At 72.5% G+C, this 14,828-nt stretch carries 15 protein-coding genes and 1 tRNA gene; 8 read left to right on the top strand and 8 right to left on the bottom strand.

Features of this window, described 5'->3' with window-relative positions:
- Window positions 1–158: 158 nt before the first annotated feature.
- The 5 genes from EV562_RS14895 to EV562_RS14875 all read right to left on the bottom strand — a co-directional run bounded on the left by EV562_RS14895 (window position 159) and on the right by EV562_RS14875 (window position 4,394).
- Window positions 159–1,484 carry an HD-GYP domain-containing protein gene (locus EV562_RS14895; protein ID WP_133887275.1) on the bottom strand — a complete coding sequence of 442 codons (1,326 nt, stop codon included), beginning with the start codon at window positions 1,482–1,484 and terminating at the stop codon, window positions 159–161.
- Window positions 1,485–1,644: 160 nt separating this feature from the next.
- Window positions 1,645–1,956 carry a mycothiol system anti-sigma-R factor gene (gene rsrA, locus EV562_RS14890; protein WP_133887274.1) on the bottom strand — a complete coding sequence of 104 codons (312 nt, stop codon included), beginning with the start codon at window positions 1,954–1,956 and terminating at the stop codon, window positions 1,645–1,647.
- Window positions 1,953–2,636, bottom strand: a complete 684-nt coding sequence (gene sigR, locus EV562_RS14885) for an RNA polymerase sigma factor SigR (protein ID WP_121749131.1) — start codon at window positions 2,634–2,636, stop codon at window positions 1,953–1,955. The genes rsrA and sigR overlap by 4 nt, the downstream gene beginning before the upstream one ends.
- A 275-nt stretch (window positions 2,637–2,911) precedes the next feature.
- Window positions 2,912–3,577 (bottom strand): alpha/beta family hydrolase, encoded by a 666-nt coding sequence (locus tag EV562_RS14880; RefSeq protein ID WP_166661794.1) that lies wholly within the window; start codon window positions 3,575–3,577, stop codon window positions 2,912–2,914.
- Between the two features lies 1 nt (window position 3,578).
- Complete coding sequence (locus EV562_RS14875; protein ID WP_133887273.1) at window positions 3,579–4,394, bottom strand: SOS response-associated peptidase; 816 nt, start codon at window positions 4,392–4,394, stop codon at window positions 3,579–3,581.
- Between the two features lie 50 nt (window positions 4,395–4,444).
- Between EV562_RS14875 and EV562_RS14870 the strand changes: the two genes are divergently transcribed.
- From EV562_RS14870 to EV562_RS14855, 4 genes are all read left to right on the top strand, one after another.
- The gene (locus EV562_RS14870; RefSeq protein WP_133887272.1) at window positions 4,445–5,167 is read left to right on the top strand and encodes a M50 family metallopeptidase; all 723 of its coding nucleotides are present in this window, start codon (window positions 4,445–4,447) and stop codon (window positions 5,165–5,167) included.
- Between the two features lie 138 nt (window positions 5,168–5,305).
- On the top strand, window positions 5,306–6,622 hold the full coding sequence (gene aroA, locus EV562_RS14865; RefSeq protein ID WP_133887271.1) for a 3-phosphoshikimate 1-carboxyvinyltransferase: 1,317 nt from the start codon (window positions 5,306–5,308) through the stop codon (window positions 6,620–6,622).
- A 12-nt stretch (window positions 6,623–6,634) separates the two neighbouring features.
- Window positions 6,635–7,648, top strand: coding sequence for a ribosome small subunit-dependent GTPase A (gene rsgA / locus EV562_RS14860; RefSeq protein ID WP_133887270.1), 1,014 nt, complete (start codon window positions 6,635–6,637; stop codon window positions 7,646–7,648).
- Window positions 7,649–7,786: 138 nt separating this feature from the next.
- A complete protein-coding gene (locus EV562_RS14855; protein ID WP_087807323.1) occupies window positions 7,787–8,110 on the top strand; it encodes a multidrug efflux SMR transporter in 324 nt (107 codons plus the stop codon).
- Window positions 8,111–8,120: 10 nt separating this feature from the next.
- Here the strand turns inward: EV562_RS14855 and EV562_RS14850 are convergent, their stop codons facing one another.
- Window positions 8,121–8,744, bottom strand: a complete 624-nt coding sequence (locus EV562_RS14850) for a TetR/AcrR family transcriptional regulator (protein ID WP_133887269.1) — start codon at window positions 8,742–8,744, stop codon at window positions 8,121–8,123.
- A gap of 194 nt (window positions 8,745–8,938) precedes the next feature.
- Between EV562_RS14850 and hisN the strand changes: the two genes are divergently transcribed.
- Both hisN and EV562_RS14840 read left to right on the top strand, forming a co-directional pair.
- Window positions 8,939–9,739 carry a histidinol-phosphatase gene (gene hisN, locus EV562_RS14845; protein WP_133887268.1) on the top strand — a complete coding sequence of 267 codons (801 nt, stop codon included), beginning with the start codon at window positions 8,939–8,941 and terminating at the stop codon, window positions 9,737–9,739.
- A gap of 131 nt (window positions 9,740–9,870) precedes the next feature.
- Window positions 9,871–10,278 (top strand): CBS domain-containing protein, encoded by a 408-nt coding sequence (locus tag EV562_RS14840; protein ID WP_166661793.1) that lies wholly within the window; start codon window positions 9,871–9,873, stop codon window positions 10,276–10,278.
- Window positions 10,279–10,360: 82 nt separating this feature from the next.
- Here EV562_RS14840 and EV562_RS14835 read toward each other — a convergent pair whose 3' ends face one another.
- On the bottom strand, window positions 10,361–11,812 hold the full coding sequence (locus EV562_RS14835; RefSeq protein ID WP_133887266.1) for a catalase: 1,452 nt from the start codon (window positions 11,810–11,812) through the stop codon (window positions 10,361–10,363).
- Between the two features lie 153 nt (window positions 11,813–11,965).
- On the opposite strand from EV562_RS14835, the gene EV562_RS14830 reads away from it, so the two are divergent.
- Window positions 11,966–12,382, top strand: coding sequence for a Fur family transcriptional regulator (locus EV562_RS14830; protein ID WP_133887265.1), 417 nt, complete (start codon window positions 11,966–11,968; stop codon window positions 12,380–12,382).
- Between the two features lie 65 nt (window positions 12,383–12,447).
- Window positions 12,448–12,521 (top strand) — tRNA-Met (locus tag EV562_RS14825).
- Window positions 12,522–12,790: 269 nt separating this feature from the next.
- On the opposite strand, the gene EV562_RS14820 is transcribed toward EV562_RS14825, so the two are convergent.
- On the bottom strand, window positions 12,791–14,626 hold the full coding sequence (locus EV562_RS14820; protein ID WP_208298353.1) for a tetratricopeptide repeat protein: 1,836 nt from the start codon (window positions 14,624–14,626) through the stop codon (window positions 12,791–12,793).
- Between the last annotated feature and the right edge of the window lie 202 nt (window positions 14,627–14,828).

Raw genomic sequence — 14,828 nt, 5'->3', positions numbered from 1 at the left:
CCTCACGGCCCGCCCCCGCCACGCCCCGCCGCACGCGGCCGGCACCCCGTCACCGGTCCACGCACGCAGATCCCCCACCACGACGCCCCTCCTCTCCGGCTCCCCGCCGGACCCTTTCCTCCGGACACGGCCGCACCGCGCCGGTCGTCCCGCGCCCCTCACGGCGCCCCCCTGCCGACGCTGTCCCGCGTGCCTCCGCCGGGGCCGGGCAGCGGGGTGCCGGGGAGGGTGGGGGTGCCGTCCGCCGTCACCGACGGGCGCCAGCCGTGACGCCCGAGGGCGTGGATCAGCGCCCGCACCATCCGGGGGTCGAACTGCGCGCCGGCACACCGCCGTAGCTCCTCCAGCGCCGCGGCGACGGGGCGGGCCCTGCTGTAGGAGCGGGTGGACGTCATCGCGTCGAAGGCGTCGGCGACGGCCACCACCCGGGCCGACTCGGGGATCCGGTCGCCGACCAGGCCGTAGGGGTAGCCGCTGCCGTCCAGCCGTTCGTGGTGGTGCAGGACGGCGGCACGGGCCTCTCCCAGGAAGCGGATCCCGCGCACCATCTCGTGCCCGTACTCGGGGTGCAGCTCGATCACCCGCCGTTCCTCGGGCGTGAGCGGCCCGTCCTTGCGCAGCAGCCGGGTGGGCACGCCGAGCTTGCCCACGTCGTGCAGGATGCCCGCGAAACGGAGGGTCTCGACGCGCTCGTCGTCCATGCCCAGCTCGCGGGCGATCATCATGGAGGCCTGGCCGACGCGTTCGCTGTGGCCGCGCGTGTAGCCGTCCTTGATGTCGACGGCCTGCACCAGGGCACGGATGGTCGCCTGGTGGGCGGCCCGCTCGCGGTGGTACTGGGCGAAGGCCCACCAGGCCACGCACATCGGCAGCAGGACGAGCAGCGCGGCCACCGGACCGTACGGGCTGCGCCACAGGACGGCCATCATCAGCCCGGCGAGCCCGTGCACGGCGATCGGCGCGAGCGACCGGGAGAACGACCCCCGCCAGGCCCGCCTGGGCGGCACGCGGTCGGCGAGGGTGAGGATGCCGCCGTCCAGGACGGTGAGCACCAGGCAGAACGCGAGGACCGCGGCTCCGGCCGGCACGAGGGCGTGGGGGAACTCGGCCTCGACGACCGCGTCCCGGCCGCCGAGCCGCCAGTGGACGCAGGCGGCGGCCCATACCGCGAGGGCCAGCTGCGCGGCCCGCCAGACGCGCCGCATGCCAGACGGCCGCCGCGGCACCGGGGACAGCAGTGCCCCGGGCAGTGCCACGAGCGCCGCGGCGGGCGGCGGCAGCAGGAAGGCTCCGGCGAGCAGGACGGGGTAGCAGGTCCCGACGAACCGGGACCTCGCGACCAGCTCGGAGCCCGCGTACAGCCCGGCCAGCAGCAGCACCGCCCCCCAGGGGGCGCGCACGGTCGGCAGCGGTCGCAGGCAGAGCAGGGCGGCGAGGGTGACGCACACGACGTACGCACGCGCGCGTGCCGGTACCGCCTTCATGAGCCCCTCCCCGGCCACGTCTGTGAGGCTCGGAGCCTAGGGCGGGGAGGGGAGGCCGCGGGCAGATAACCCGCGGATTAGCACGTACGAGTGACTTGGGCGTGACTCGGCACGCTCAGGGTGTCCGGACGGCTCGGCACACCGGGGGTGTGCGGGCGGGTCAGGACTCCCGCGGAGCCGACGGCGCGGCCGTCACGTCGTGTTCCGGAACGGACTGCCCCGACCGGATGAGATCCAGCCGTCCCATGACCTTGGCCCGCAGGTCACCCGGCACGTCGTCCTGGCCGCAGCACCGCTTGACCAGCTTCTTCACGGCCTGCTCCAGCCCGTACTTCTCCAGGCAGGGCGAGCACTCCTCGAAGTGGTGCTCGAACTTCACGCAGTCCGAGTCCGGCATCTCTTTGTCGAGGAACTCGTAGAGATGATCGAGGATTTCGCTGCAATCCGTCTCGTGCGGCTCTCCGCAGCTCATGACCCCGAGCCTTTCGCTTCGTTCGACTCTCCGGCGCCGGCGGGGACCAGGCCGCGGTCGCGGGCGTAGTCCTCCAGCATGCCGCGCAGCTGACGGCGTCCACGGTGCAGCCGGGACATCACCGTACCGATGGGTGTCCCCATGATGTCCGCGATCTCCTTGTAGGCAAAGCCCTCGACGTCCGCCAGATACACGGCGATACGGAATTCCTCGGGGATCGCCTGGAGCGCCTGCTTCACGTCCGAGTCGGGCAGGTGGTCGAGCGCCTGCGACTCCGCGGAGCGCAGACCCGTCGACATGTGCGACTCGGCTCGCGCGAGCTGCCAGTCCTCGATCTCCTCGGCCGCGCTGCGCTGGGGTTCGCGCTGCTTCTTGCGGTACGAGTTGATGAAGGTGTTGGTGAGGATGCGGTACAGCCACGCCTTGAGGTTGGTGCCCTCACGGAACTGGTGGAAGGACGCGTACGCCTTGGCGTAGGTCTCCTGCACCAGGTCCTCGGCGTCGGCCGGATTACGCGTCATACGCAGCGCGGCCGAGTACATCTGGTCGAGGAACTCCAGCGCGTCCCGCTCGAAGCGCGCGCTGCGCTCCGCGGTCGACTCCGCTCCCGCACCCCGGCCCTCGGGCTGCTCCGCCTGGCCGTGTTCGGTCCCTGCGTCGGTCCCAGTGACCGGACCCACCTCCTCCAGTGACGTCGTGAAACCGAGACCGGTCTCACCCGAATCGGAGGATAGACGACCTGCGGCCGGAGCGGCTTGCCGATCCGCTCCGCCAGCCGTCCGGAGGGGGGCGGTCTTGGCAGCGTGCAGCACGGTCCAGTCCAGGTCGACACGGCTGCGACTCGGGCAGAAGGCTGAACCCATGCGGCGGACTTCCTCTCCTACGGCGTCGGTGCTGATTCCCAGCAACGTACGCACGGCACAACAGTGAGCGCACGCCGGTCATTCCCGGGCGTTCAGCCGAGTGAGCCGGTCCACTTCAGGACACCGTCGGTGATCAGCGCCAGCGCCTGCTCCTGGGTGATGCCGGCCCGCTTGGGCACGGCGAAGCCGTGGTCCGCGTACGGCACCTCGACCAGGTCGTAGGTCCCCTCGGGCGCCTCGGGGAACTCCGGCGGCCTGCCGAAGGGGTCGTTGCCGCCCTGGACCACGAGGGTGGGCACCCCGGCCCCGAGCAGCTCGTCCGCGCGGGACTTCTCCGGCTTGCCCGGCGGATGCAGGGGAAAGGCGAGGGCGAGGACGGCGTGGGCGCCCAGTTCGCGCGCGGTGCGGCAGGCGACGCGGGCGCCGGCGCTGCGCCCGCCCGCGATCAGCGGGAGGCCGGGCGCGGTGAGCGCGGGCCAGACGCCCCGCCAGCCGGTGTCCAGGGTCTTCGGCGCGGGCGCCAGCTTCTTGCCGGCCACCCGCCAGGGCTGCTCCACGAGGGCGACGCTCACCCCGTGCGCGGGCAGTGCGGCCGCCAGCGCGCGCAGGTCGCGTGCCTCGATGCCGCCGCCGGCGCCGTGGCTCAGGGCCAGCACGAGGCGGGGGTTCTCCGCCGGGTGCCAGGTGATGCGGGCGGGTCCGGCGTCGGTGTCGGCGGTCTCGCTGGTCACAGTGGTCTCGCTGGGCTCGCTGGTCACGTCAGAAGAGTGTGCCCTCTTCCGGTGCGTCGAGCTCCTTGAGCAGCTCCGGCCCGTTGTTGCGGACGTTGCTCACGGCCGTGGAGACCGGGAAGGCCCGCATCAGGCCGGCGGGCGGGGGCGCCAGCAGGGAGGTCAGCTCGTCGGGGTCGGTCCGCGCCGGGTCGAGCCAGTCGTCCCAGCGGTCCGGCGTCAGCATCAGGGGCATCCGGGGGTGGATGTCGGCCAGGGCGTGCGGGCCGTCGGCCGGGGCGACGGCGAGCGGCGCGGTCTCCGCCTCGGTGGTGATCACCGAGCATGTCACCCACCAGGCCTGCGGGTGGTCGTCCGGCAGCGTCTTGTCCCGCCAGAACTCGTAGAGGCCGGCCATGGCGAACACCGACCCGTCGGCCGGGGTGACGAAGTACGGCTGCTTGCGCGGCCGCTTCTTGCGTCCCTCGACCTCCAGGTCCCGCTCCTGCTTGCCGGTGACCCACTCGTAGTAGCCGTCGGCGGGCAGGATGCAGCGCCGGGTGCTGAAGGCACGGCGGTAGGAGGGCTTCTCGTGGACGGTCTCCGCACGGGCGTTGATCATCCGGGCACCGCCCTCGGGCGTCTTGGCCCAGGACGGGACGAGGCCCCACTTCAGCTTCCGCAGCTGGCGAACCGGGTCGGGGTCCTCGGCGTCCTTCAGAGGGCGGTCGAGGACGGCGTAGACCTCCTTGGTGGGCGCCACGTTGTAGTCGGGTTCCAGGCTCTCCTCGGGCTCCCACTTCTCGATCTCGAAGATCCCCGCGAGATCCTCGGGTCCACGACTCGCCGCATACCGTCCGCACATACGTGCCAGACTGCCAGACCCCGCGCAGACACGAGGAGCCCTCACCGAACATGGACCACCTCGCAACGACCGCGCTCCCCTCCCTGTGGGACGAGGTCTCCGGCACACAGAGCGATCCCGACCTGTGGGTGGTGGTCGCGACCCTGGTGGCGGCGCTGGTCGTGGTCGTGCCGCACCGGCCCTGGCGGATAGCCCGCAACGCGATCACCATCGCGCACGAGGGCGGTCACGGGCTCGTGGCCCTGCTCACCGGCCGCACCCTGACCGGCATCACGCTGCACTCGGACACCAGCGGCCTGACGGTGAGCCGGGGCAAGCCGCACGGCGTCGGCATGATCCTCACCGCGGTCGCCGGCTACACCGCTCCGCCGCTGCTCGGCCTCGGCGGCGCCGCGCTGCTGGCCGCGGGCCGCATCACGCTGCTGCTGTGGGCGGCGACGGCGCTGCTCGTGGCCCTGCTGGTGATGATCCGCAACGCGTACGGGGTGCTGACGGTGGTGGTCACCGGCGGCACGTTCGTCCTGGTGTCCTGGCTGGCCGGACCGCAGGTGCAGGCGGCGTTCGCGTACGCGGTGGTGTGGTTCCTGCTGCTCGGCGGGGTCCGTCCGGCCTTCGAGCTGCAGGCCAAGCGGGCGCGGGGCGCCGCCGGGGACTCGGACGCGGACCAGCTGGCGCGGCTGACCCACGCGCCGGCGGGGGTGTGGTTCTTCCTGTTCCACGCGGTGTCGCTGTGCTCGCTGGTCGGCGGGGGGCGCTGGCTGCTGGAGCTGTGAGGCCCGGAGCAGCGCGGCAGCGCGGGGCGGCTCGCGTCTGCGCATATATGCGCGGCACGTGCGGTGTTGCGTTTTCGGTCAGGTTTCGCCGCTTTTGATCAAGATCTCCGGTCGTCCTCAGCCATTAAAGTGGGGCCCATGACCGTGAACCCCGCGCACACCGCCCTCTGGCCCGCCCCGCATGCGAGCGGAGCCGTCGTCGCGACCGTCCACGTGCCCGGGTCCAAGTCGGTCACCAACCGCGCCCTGGTGCTGGCCGCCCTCGCCTCCGAGCCCGGCTGGCTGCGCCGCCCGCTGCGCTCGCGCGACACGCTGCTGATGGCCGAGGCGCTGCGCACGCTGGGCATCGAGATCGAGGAGGGTGTCGGTCCCGAGGGCACCGGCGAGTTCTGGCGGGTCCTGCCCGCGGGCCTGCGCGGGCCGGCCACGGTCGACGTCGGCAACGCCGGCACGGTGATGCGTTTCCTGCCGCCGGTCGCCGCGCTGGCGGACGGCGCCGTCCGCTTCGACGGCGACCCGCGCGCGTACGAGCGTCCGCTGCACGGTGTGATCGACGCGCTGCGCGTGCTCGGTGCCCGCATCGACGACGACGGGCGCGGCGCGCTGCCGCTGACCGTGCACGGCAGCGGCGCGCTGGAGGGCGGTCCGGTCGAGATCGACGCGTCGTCCTCCTCGCAGTTCGTCAGCGCCCTGCTGCTGTCCGGCCCGCGCTTCAACCAGGGCGTCGAGGTGCGTCACACGGGCTCCGCGCTGCCGTCCATGCCGCACATCCGGATGACCGTCGACATGCTGCGCGCGGTCGGCGCCCAGGTCGACACCCCCGAGTCCGGTGGCGAGCCGAACGTCTGGCGGGTCACGCCGGGTGCGCTGCTGGGCCGGGACCTGACGATCGAGCCGGACCTGTCCAACGCCCAGCCGTTCCTGGCGGCGGCGCTGGTGACCGGCGGCAAGGTGGTCGTCCCCGACTGGCCGTCCCGCACCACCCAGCCCGGTGACCGGCTGCGCGAGATCTTCACCGAGATGGGCGGCTCCTGCGAACTGACGGACGCGGGGCTCGTGTTCACCGGTTCGGGCGCGATCCACGGCATCGACGTCGACCTGAGCGAGGTCGGCGAGCTGACCCCGGGCATCGCGGCCGTCGCCGCCCTCGCGGACTCCCCCTCGACCCTGCGCGGCGTGGCCCACCTGCGTCTGCACGAGACGGACCGGCTGGCCGCGCTCACCAAGGAGATCAACGAACTCGGCGGGGACGTCACCGAGACCGCCGACGGTCTGCACATCCGCCCGCGCCCGTTGCACGGCGGCGTCTTCCACACCTACGAGGACCACCGCATGGCCACCGCCGGTGCCGTCCTCGGCCTCGCGGTCGAGGGGGTGCAGATCGAGAACGTGGCGACGACCGCCAAGACCCTGCCCGACTTCCCCGACCTGTGGACCGGGATGCTCGGGGCGTAGGGACGGTTCGCCATGCGCCGCTACGGCAAGCACACCGACGAGGACGACATCCGCACCCGCCCGAACCGCAAGGGCAACCGGCCGCGCACCCACATCCGGCCCAAGCACGAGGACGCCGCCGAGGGCCTGGTCCTCACGGTGGACCGGGGCCGGCTGACCTGTCTGGTCGAGGACCGGATCGTCATGGCCATGAAGGCCCGTGAGCTGGGCCGCAAGGCCGCGGTCGTCGGCGACCGGGTCGCGCTGGTCGGCGACCTGTCCGGCAAGAAGGACACGCTCGCCCGCATCGTCCGCATCGCGGAGCGCGCCTCCGTGCTCCGCCGCACGGCGGACGACGACGACCCCTACGAACGGGTGGTCGTCGCCAACGCCGACCAGCTCGCCATCGTCACCGCCCTCGCCGACCCCGAGCCGCGCCCCCGCCTCATCGACCGCTGCTTGGTCGCGGCGTTCGACGGCGGTCTCACCCCGCTGCTGGTGATGACCAAGTCGGACCTGGCGCCGCCGGACGAACTGCTGGAGCTGTACGGCGCGTTGGACATCCCCTTCGTCGTCACCAGCCGCGAGGAGCTGGAGAACGGCGCCGCGGCGGAGCTGGTGCGCGAACACCTGGACGGGAAGATCACCGCCTTCGTCGGTCACTCCGGCGTCGGCAAGACGACTCTGGTCAACACCCTGGTGCCGGAGGACCGCCGCCGGGTGACGGGGCACGTCAACGCGGTCACCGGCCGCGGCCGCCACACCACGACCTCGGCGCTGGCCCTGCCGCTGTCCTCGGCGGAGGGCGGCTGGGTCGTCGACACCCCGGGCGTACGGTCGTTCGGCCTGGCGCACATCGACCCGTCCAGGGTGATCAACGCCTTCCCCGACCTGGTGCCCGGCACGGAGGGCTGTCCGCGCGCGTGCAGTCACGACGAGCCCGACTGCGCGCTGGACGCCTGGGTGGCCGAGGGGCACGCCGACCCGGCCCGGCTGTACTCGCTGCGTCGTCTGCTCTCGACGCGGGAACGCAAGGAAGGCGACTGACCACCGCGTTGTTTGCCGTGCCGTGCGGGCGGCAAGTGCATAATCGCACCAAGCCGGAACCAAGCCCGGGCAAAGAGGGAAACCGGTCGGCACCGGTCGGCTCAGCGGTCGCGGCAGGGCACTACGGGAGGACGAGACATGGCGTGGCTGCTGGTCATAGTGGCCGGAGTGCTCGAAACCGGCTTCGCCGTCTGCCTGAAGCTGTCGCACGGCTTCACCCGGCTCTGGCCCACCGTCGCTTTCTGCGCCTTCGCCCTGGGCAGTTTCGGCCTGCTGACCATGTCGCTGAAGAAGCTCGACGTCGGTCCCGCGTACGCGGTGTGGACCGGCATCGGCGCGGCGGGCACCGCCATCTACGGCATGGTCTTCCTCGGCGACCTGGTCTCGACCCTGAAGATCGTCTCGATCAGCTTCGTCATCATCGGTGTGATCGGACTGCAGCTGTCCGGATCGGCCCACTGAGCCCCGTCCGCTATGCCGTCGACGGGCGTGGCGGGCGCGGCAGGGCGGAGCGCAGGAGGTCGGCCACCCCGCCCTCGGCGGGCGGCGCCGTCACACAGGACAGGGCGAGCCGCACCGCCAGTTCGCAGGAGCGGGCCAGCTCGGCGGCGTCCGGCGGCGGAAGCGGACCGGCGCCGTACAGGACGGCCACGGCCCGGTCGCGCACGAGGCTCACGAAGTCGCCGGGCGAGGGCAGCGGGCCGTCGGCCCGCCGCTGGGCCGGCGCGGCTGCGGAGGAGGAGCGCACCGCCGTCAGGGCCGGTGCGGGCAGCCGCTCGCTCCAGCAACCGGTGAGCATGGCCCGGACCAGGGCGTTGTCGTGGGCCGCCGACATCATCCACTCGGCGGTCGCGGTGAGGCGTTCGCCCGGGTCGCTGGGCCCGGACAGGGCGCGTTCGACGCCGGCGAGATAGTCGTCGGCCTCCCGCCGGACCAGCGCGCGGGCGAGCCCCTCCTTGCTGCCGAACTCGTTGTAGAGGGTCTGCCGGGACACCCCGGCGGAGGCGGCCACGTCCACCATCCGCACGGCGGACCACGGCCGGCGGGCCAGCGCCGTGCGGGCGGCGTCGAGCAGGGACTCCCGGGCTGCAGGCACCCTCGCCTCCCTCGGGCCGAACGACGTGCCGCCGGACGTGCCGGGCGACGTGCTGTCAGATTTGACGGGTATGGGGGCACTGTCAAGGGTCCTCGCATCCCCGCACGGGCTCCCCGGACCGCGTTCCCCCCGGCCCGCCACGCCCGCCGAGACCCTGGTGGCCGTGCCCCGTCCGCGCCGGATAGCGTGACGGCATGGCCGATTACCTCGACGACCTCCGCCTCGCCCACGTGCTCGCCGACGCCGCCGACGCCGCGACGATGGACCGCTTCAAGGCCCTCGACCTGAAGGTCGAGACGAAGCCGGACATGACCCCGGTGAGCGAGGCGGACAAGGCCGCCGAGGAACTCATCCGCGGCCACCTCGCCCGCGCCCGCCCCCGTGACTCGGTGCACGGCGAGGAGTTCGGCGCCCAGGGCACGGGCCCCCGCCGCTGGGTCGTCGACCCGATCGACGGCACCAAGAACTACGTGCGCGGCGTCCCGGTCTGGGCGACCCTCATCGCCCTGACGGAGGCGCAGGAGGGCGGTTACCAGCCGGTCGTCGGCCTCGTCTCGGCGCCGGCCCTCGGCCGCCGCTGGTGGGCGGTGCAGGACCACGGCGCGTTCACCGGCCGCAGTCTGACCTCCGCGTCCCGGCTGCACGTCTCCCAGGTCTCCACGCTCTCCGACGCCTCGTTCGCGTACTCCTCGCTCAGCGGCTGGGAGGAGCAGGGCCGCCTGGACGGCTTCCTCGACCTGACCCGCGAGGTGTGGCGCACGCGCGCGTACGGCGACTTCTGGCCGTACATGATGGTCGCCGAGGGCTCGGTGGACATCTGCGCCGAACCGGAGCTCTCCCTCTGGGACATGGCGGCCAACGCGATCATCGTCACGGAGGCCGGCGGCACCTTCACCGGGCTCGACGGCCACCCCGGCCCGCACAGCGGCAACGCGGCGGCGTCGAACGGCCGGCTCCACGACGAACTGCTGGGGTATCTCAACCAGCGCTACTGAGCGCCCGCCTACTCGCCCTTCGCGCCCCCTTGTTGACCCCTGCTTCACCTGCCACTCTGAGAGTCCCCCACTTGTGAACTTGTGAATCCATGAACTAACTCATGGATCACCGGCAGGAGGTGGCTCCACCCATGCTCGTCCACGAAATCATGAGCAAGGTCGTCCTCACCATCGGTCCCGCCCACACGCTCCGCCAGGCCGCCGCGCTGATGTCCGCCCGTCGCGTCGGCGCGGCCGTGGTGTACGACCCCGACGCCGACGGCATCGGCATCCTCACCGAGCGCGACGTCCTGAACTCCGTCGGCCGGGGCCAGGATCCGGACACCGAGCGCGCCCACGGCCACACCACCACCGACGTCGTCTTCGCCGCCCCGGCCTGGACGGTCGAGGAGGCGGCGGGCGCGATGGCGCACGGCGGCTTCCGCCACCTCATCGTCCTGGACGGCGGCGAGCCCGTCGGCATCGTCTCGGTGCGCGACATCATCCGCCACTGGGCACCGGCGCGCGCCCCGCACAACGCGCCGGTGGTGACCGCCTGACGGAGCGGAACGACGTACGGGCCGGGCCCCCGGTCCCCGGGGGTCCGGCCCGTCGCCACGGCAAGCGGTCCAGTACCGGCTGTCAGCCGCGGAGGGCCTGGACCGCGGCCTCCAGTCGCTTGCCGAAGTCACCGTCGGCCTGACGGAAGTTGCCGACCGCGCGCTCGACGATGTCGTCACGCGGGACGCCGGAGAGGGCGCCGGCCAGGTTGCCGATCAGCCGCTCCTTCTCCTCGTCCGTCATCAGCCGGTAGAGGTTGCCCGCCTGGACGAAGTCGTCGTCCTCGGCATGGGAGGGCGTCTCGGTCTCCCCGGTGACGCCGGAGACCGGGATCGGCTGCCACAGGGCCCGGTCCGTCTGGAAGGGCCCGCCGAAGCTGTTCGGCTCGTAGTTCTTCGCGCCCTTGTGGCGGCCGTCGTAGAGATGGCCGTCACGGTAGTTGGTGCGCGCCACCGTGGCGTGCGGGCGGTTCACCGGCAGTTGGTCGGCGTTGATGCCGACGCGGTAGCGGTGGGCGTCGCCGTAGGCGAAGAGGCGGCCCTGGAGCATCTTGTCCGGGGACGGCCCGATGCCGGGCACGAAGTGCGCCGGGGAGAAGATCGACTGCTCGACCTCGGCGAAGACGTTCTCCGGGTTGCGGTTGAGCTCCAGCTTGCCGAACCAGACGATCGGGTAGTCCGCGTGCGGCCACACCTTGGTCAGGTCGAACGGGTTGAAGCGGTACGTCGCCGCCTCCGCGACGGGCATGATCTGCACGCCGACGGTCCAGGACGGGAAGTCGCCGCGCTCGATGGCCTCGCGCAGGTCGCGCTGGTGGGAGTCGGGGTCCGCGCCGGCGAGCCTGTCGGCCTCGGCCTGGGTGAGGTTCCTGATGCCCTGGTCGGTCTTGAAGTGGTACTTGACCCAGAAGGCTTCGCCGGCCTCGTTGTTCCACTGGTAGGTGTGCGAGCCGAAGCCGTCCATGTGGCGGTACGACGCCGGAATGCCGCGGTCGCCGAACAGCCAGGTCACCTGGTGCGTCGACTCCGGCGACAGGCTCCAGAAGTCCCAGACGTTCTCCATCTCGGTCGAACCCGTGTAGGGGTCGCGCTTCTGGGTGTGGATGAAGTCGGGGAACTTGATGGCGTCCCTGATGAAGAACACCGGGGTGTTGTTGCCGACGAGGTCGTAGTTGCCCTCCTCGGTGTAGAACTTCAGCGAGAAGCCGCGCGGGTCACGGACGGCGTCCGCCGCGCCCAGGTTGCCGGCCACGGTGGAGAAGCGGAGGAAGGTCTCCGTCTCCTTGCCGACCTCGGAGAGGAAGGCCGCACGCGTGTAGCGGGTGACGTCGGCGGTGACCGTGAAGGTGCCGTAGGCGCCGGCGCCGCGGGCGTGCACGACGCGCTCCGGGATGCGCTCACGGTTGAAGTGGGCCAGCTTCTCCAGAAGGAGCTGGTCCTGGACGAGCACGGGGCCGCCGACGCCCGCGGTCTCACTGTTCTGGTTGTCGGCTACGGGAGCACCTGTCTCCGTAGTGAGCGGTCCCTGGGTCACGAGCTCCTCCTGTGCCGGTCCTGGCAGTCCTGAGCGATCTGTTCCTTGGCTAAAACCATTACAGATCCTACAATAGACATTGTCTAAGTCAAGCAGGACTCCAAAGTCACACTCGTTCGGGACCTGGTCCCCCTTACTGTTAGGCTGGTCGGCATGAGTGACCTTCTGGAACGGCTGCGCGGGCGCGGATGGCGCATGACCGCACAGCGGCGTGTGGTGGCCGAGGTCCTCGACGGCGAACACGTCCACCTGACGGCCGACGAGGTGCATTCGCGCGCCGTGGACAAGCTCCCCGAGATCTCCCGGGCGACGGTCTACAACACCCTGGGCGAGCTGGTCTCGCTCGGCGAGGTGCTGGAGGTCGCGACGGACAAGCGCGCCAAGCGCTACGACCCGAACGCGCACCGCCCGCACCACCACCTGGTCTGCGCCCAGTGCGGTGCGATCCGCGACGTCCACCCGACCGGCAACCCGCTGGCCGACCTCCCCGACTCGGAGCGCTTCGGCTTCTCGGTGTCGGAGGTCGAGGTGACGTACCGGGGCACCTGCCCGAACTGCGCGGCGGCGTGAGCACGGGCTTCGTGAGCACGGATTTGCTTCTCGTCTTCCGCTTGACGTAGTGTTCCCTTCATCGACGCGGGGTGGAGCAGCTCGGTAGCTCGCTGGGCTCATAACCCAGAGGTCGCAGGTTCAAATCCTGTCCCCGCTACTCAGGACCGAGGGCCGGAATCCGAAAGGGTTCCGGCCCTCGGTGCATCCCGCGAGCATGCGCACCGCGTAGCTGCGGGCAGCGCGCCTCCCCCAGAGCCTGATCGGCCCGAGCGGTTCCCCGGGCGGCATGGATGGTACGGCAGCGGCACCCCGTGCCGCCGGGCTGCGCACCCCGCCCCCCCCGGGCTTCCTCACCCCGGGTCCGCTCCAGCCGCCGGGTCCGCCCGGCCCGGCCCCCTCCGACGGGCACCCGAGCTGGGCGCGGCGCTACGCCGACAGCTCCTGCCGCAGCGCGTCCCGCAGCCGCGCCGCCCGCTCCCCGACTTCCTCCGGCCCCAGCGACACCGCCAGGTCCGCCCAGCGCTGCCCCTCCGCCAGCTCCCCCCGCCGCGCACACACCAGGGCCAGCCGCAGCGCCGCCCGCCCGTGGCCGGCATCCGCCGCCCGGCGCCACCACACCACGGCCTCCGGCTCGCTGCCCTCACGGGCCAGCAGCAGTCCCAGGTTGAACGCGCCGTTCCGCGACCCGGCCTCGGCCGCCTCGCGGTACCACCGCGCGGCCTCCACCACGTCGCCCCGGGCCGCGGCGAGCATCCCGACCCGCACCTGGGCCCGCCGGTGCCCCTGGGAGGCCGCCCGCTCGTACCACTCCTCGCACTCGGACTTCTCCTGCGCCGGTTCCCCCAGCTCGTGCGCGGGCGGGGGCGGCCGGCGCGCGTCCAGCACCGTCGCCAGCCGGTACGCGGCCTCCGCGCTGCCGCCTCCGGCCGCGCACCGCAGGAACCGCTCCGCCTCGCGCTCGTCCCCGGCACGCAACCGGGCCATCCCGACCTGCAGCGCCGCCTCGGTGTGCCCGGCCGCGGCGGCCCGCTCGTACCAGCGCAGCGCCAACCGCTCCTCGCCCCGGCCGGCGTGCAGGATGCCGAGGTTGAAGGCGGCGTCGACGCTGCCCGCCTCGGCCGCCTTGGAGAACCACGGCTCGGCGCCGGTCTCGTCCCCGGCGCGCAGCAGCAGGATGGCCAGCGCGTTGGAGGCCTCCCGATGACCCGCGTAGGCGGCTCGCCGGTACCACTGCTCGGCCTGCGTGGTGCGGCCCTGCTCGGCGCAGAGCAGCCCGAGGTTGTACGCCCCGTTGTCGTCACCGGCGTCCATGGCGGCCCGGTACCAGCGCTCCGCGGTCTGCGTCTCGCCACGCTCGGCGTGCAGCGCGCCCAGGGCGTTGGCGGCGTTGCCGTCGCCGTCCTGGGCGGCGCGCAGCCACCACACGGCGGCGCTCTCGGTGTCCCCGGCGTCCCGCAGCAGGAAGCCCAGCGCGCAGGCGGCGCGGGCCTCACCGTCCTTGGCGGACGTGAGGTACCAGCGTCCGGCCTCCTTCAGCTCGCCCCGCTTCTCCAGGATCGTCCCGAGGTGCAGCGCGCCGCGCCGGTGACCGCGCGCGGCGGCCTGCCGGTACCACTGCTCGGCCTCGTCGGCCGCGGCGTCCGCCTCGTCGTCACCGCCGCCGTGGCGCCCGGCCCGCCGGTCCAGCGTCCGCGCCAACCGGTACGCGGCCTCCCGGTGACCGCGCTCGGCGGCGGCCCGCATCCACCGCTCGGCCCCGGCGTCGTCGCCGCGGTGCTCCAGCAGGTCGGCGAGCGCGTAGGCGCCCAGCACGTGGCCCTGTTCCGCGGACTGGCACAGCCAGTACTCGGCGGCGGGCTCGTCCCCGCGTTCACGGAAGTGCCGGCCCAACGCGTGCGCGGCGGCGGCGGATCCGGCGACTGCGGCGACACGCCACCATCCCGCGGCCTCGTCGGCGTATCCCCGCTGATGCAGCAGGACACCCAGGTTGTTGGCGGCGGCCCGGTCACCGGCCGCGGTGGCGGCGCGCAGGTGCGACTCGGCCCCGTCGAAGTCCCCGCGGCGCAGCAGCAGCGCGCCGAGCACGCTCATCGCCTCGACGTCACCGCAGTCGACGGCGAGCCGCAGACGCACTTCCTCGGCGGCCTCGTCGGCGGCTTCCTGCGCCTCGTCCGTGGCCTCCTCCTGACCGGGCGGCTGACCGGACGGCTGCGCAAAACGCCCCGTCCCGAACAGATTTGCCATGTCCCCCATAACGTCCATCGTCGCACCACCTGCAACCTGGGTACATCCGGTATACCGCAGCCAGTGAGGTCACTTCAGCGTTTTGTCGACATGCCCACAGGGAGACAAGTCAAACACAGATCGGCCCAACTCCCCCTGGCGGCGCGGCCGTCGTGTTCACCGGCACATGCGTTCGCACATCACGAAGGCCCGGATTCCTTGTGGGAATCCGGGCCTTCGT

The organism is Streptomyces sp. BK208 (assembly GCF_004364245.1).
GTDB lineage: Bacteria > Actinomycetota > Actinomycetes > Streptomycetales > Streptomycetaceae > Streptomyces.
Note: the sequence above shows the minus strand (reverse complement) of the source record. Positions and strands in the feature narration are given on the sequence as shown.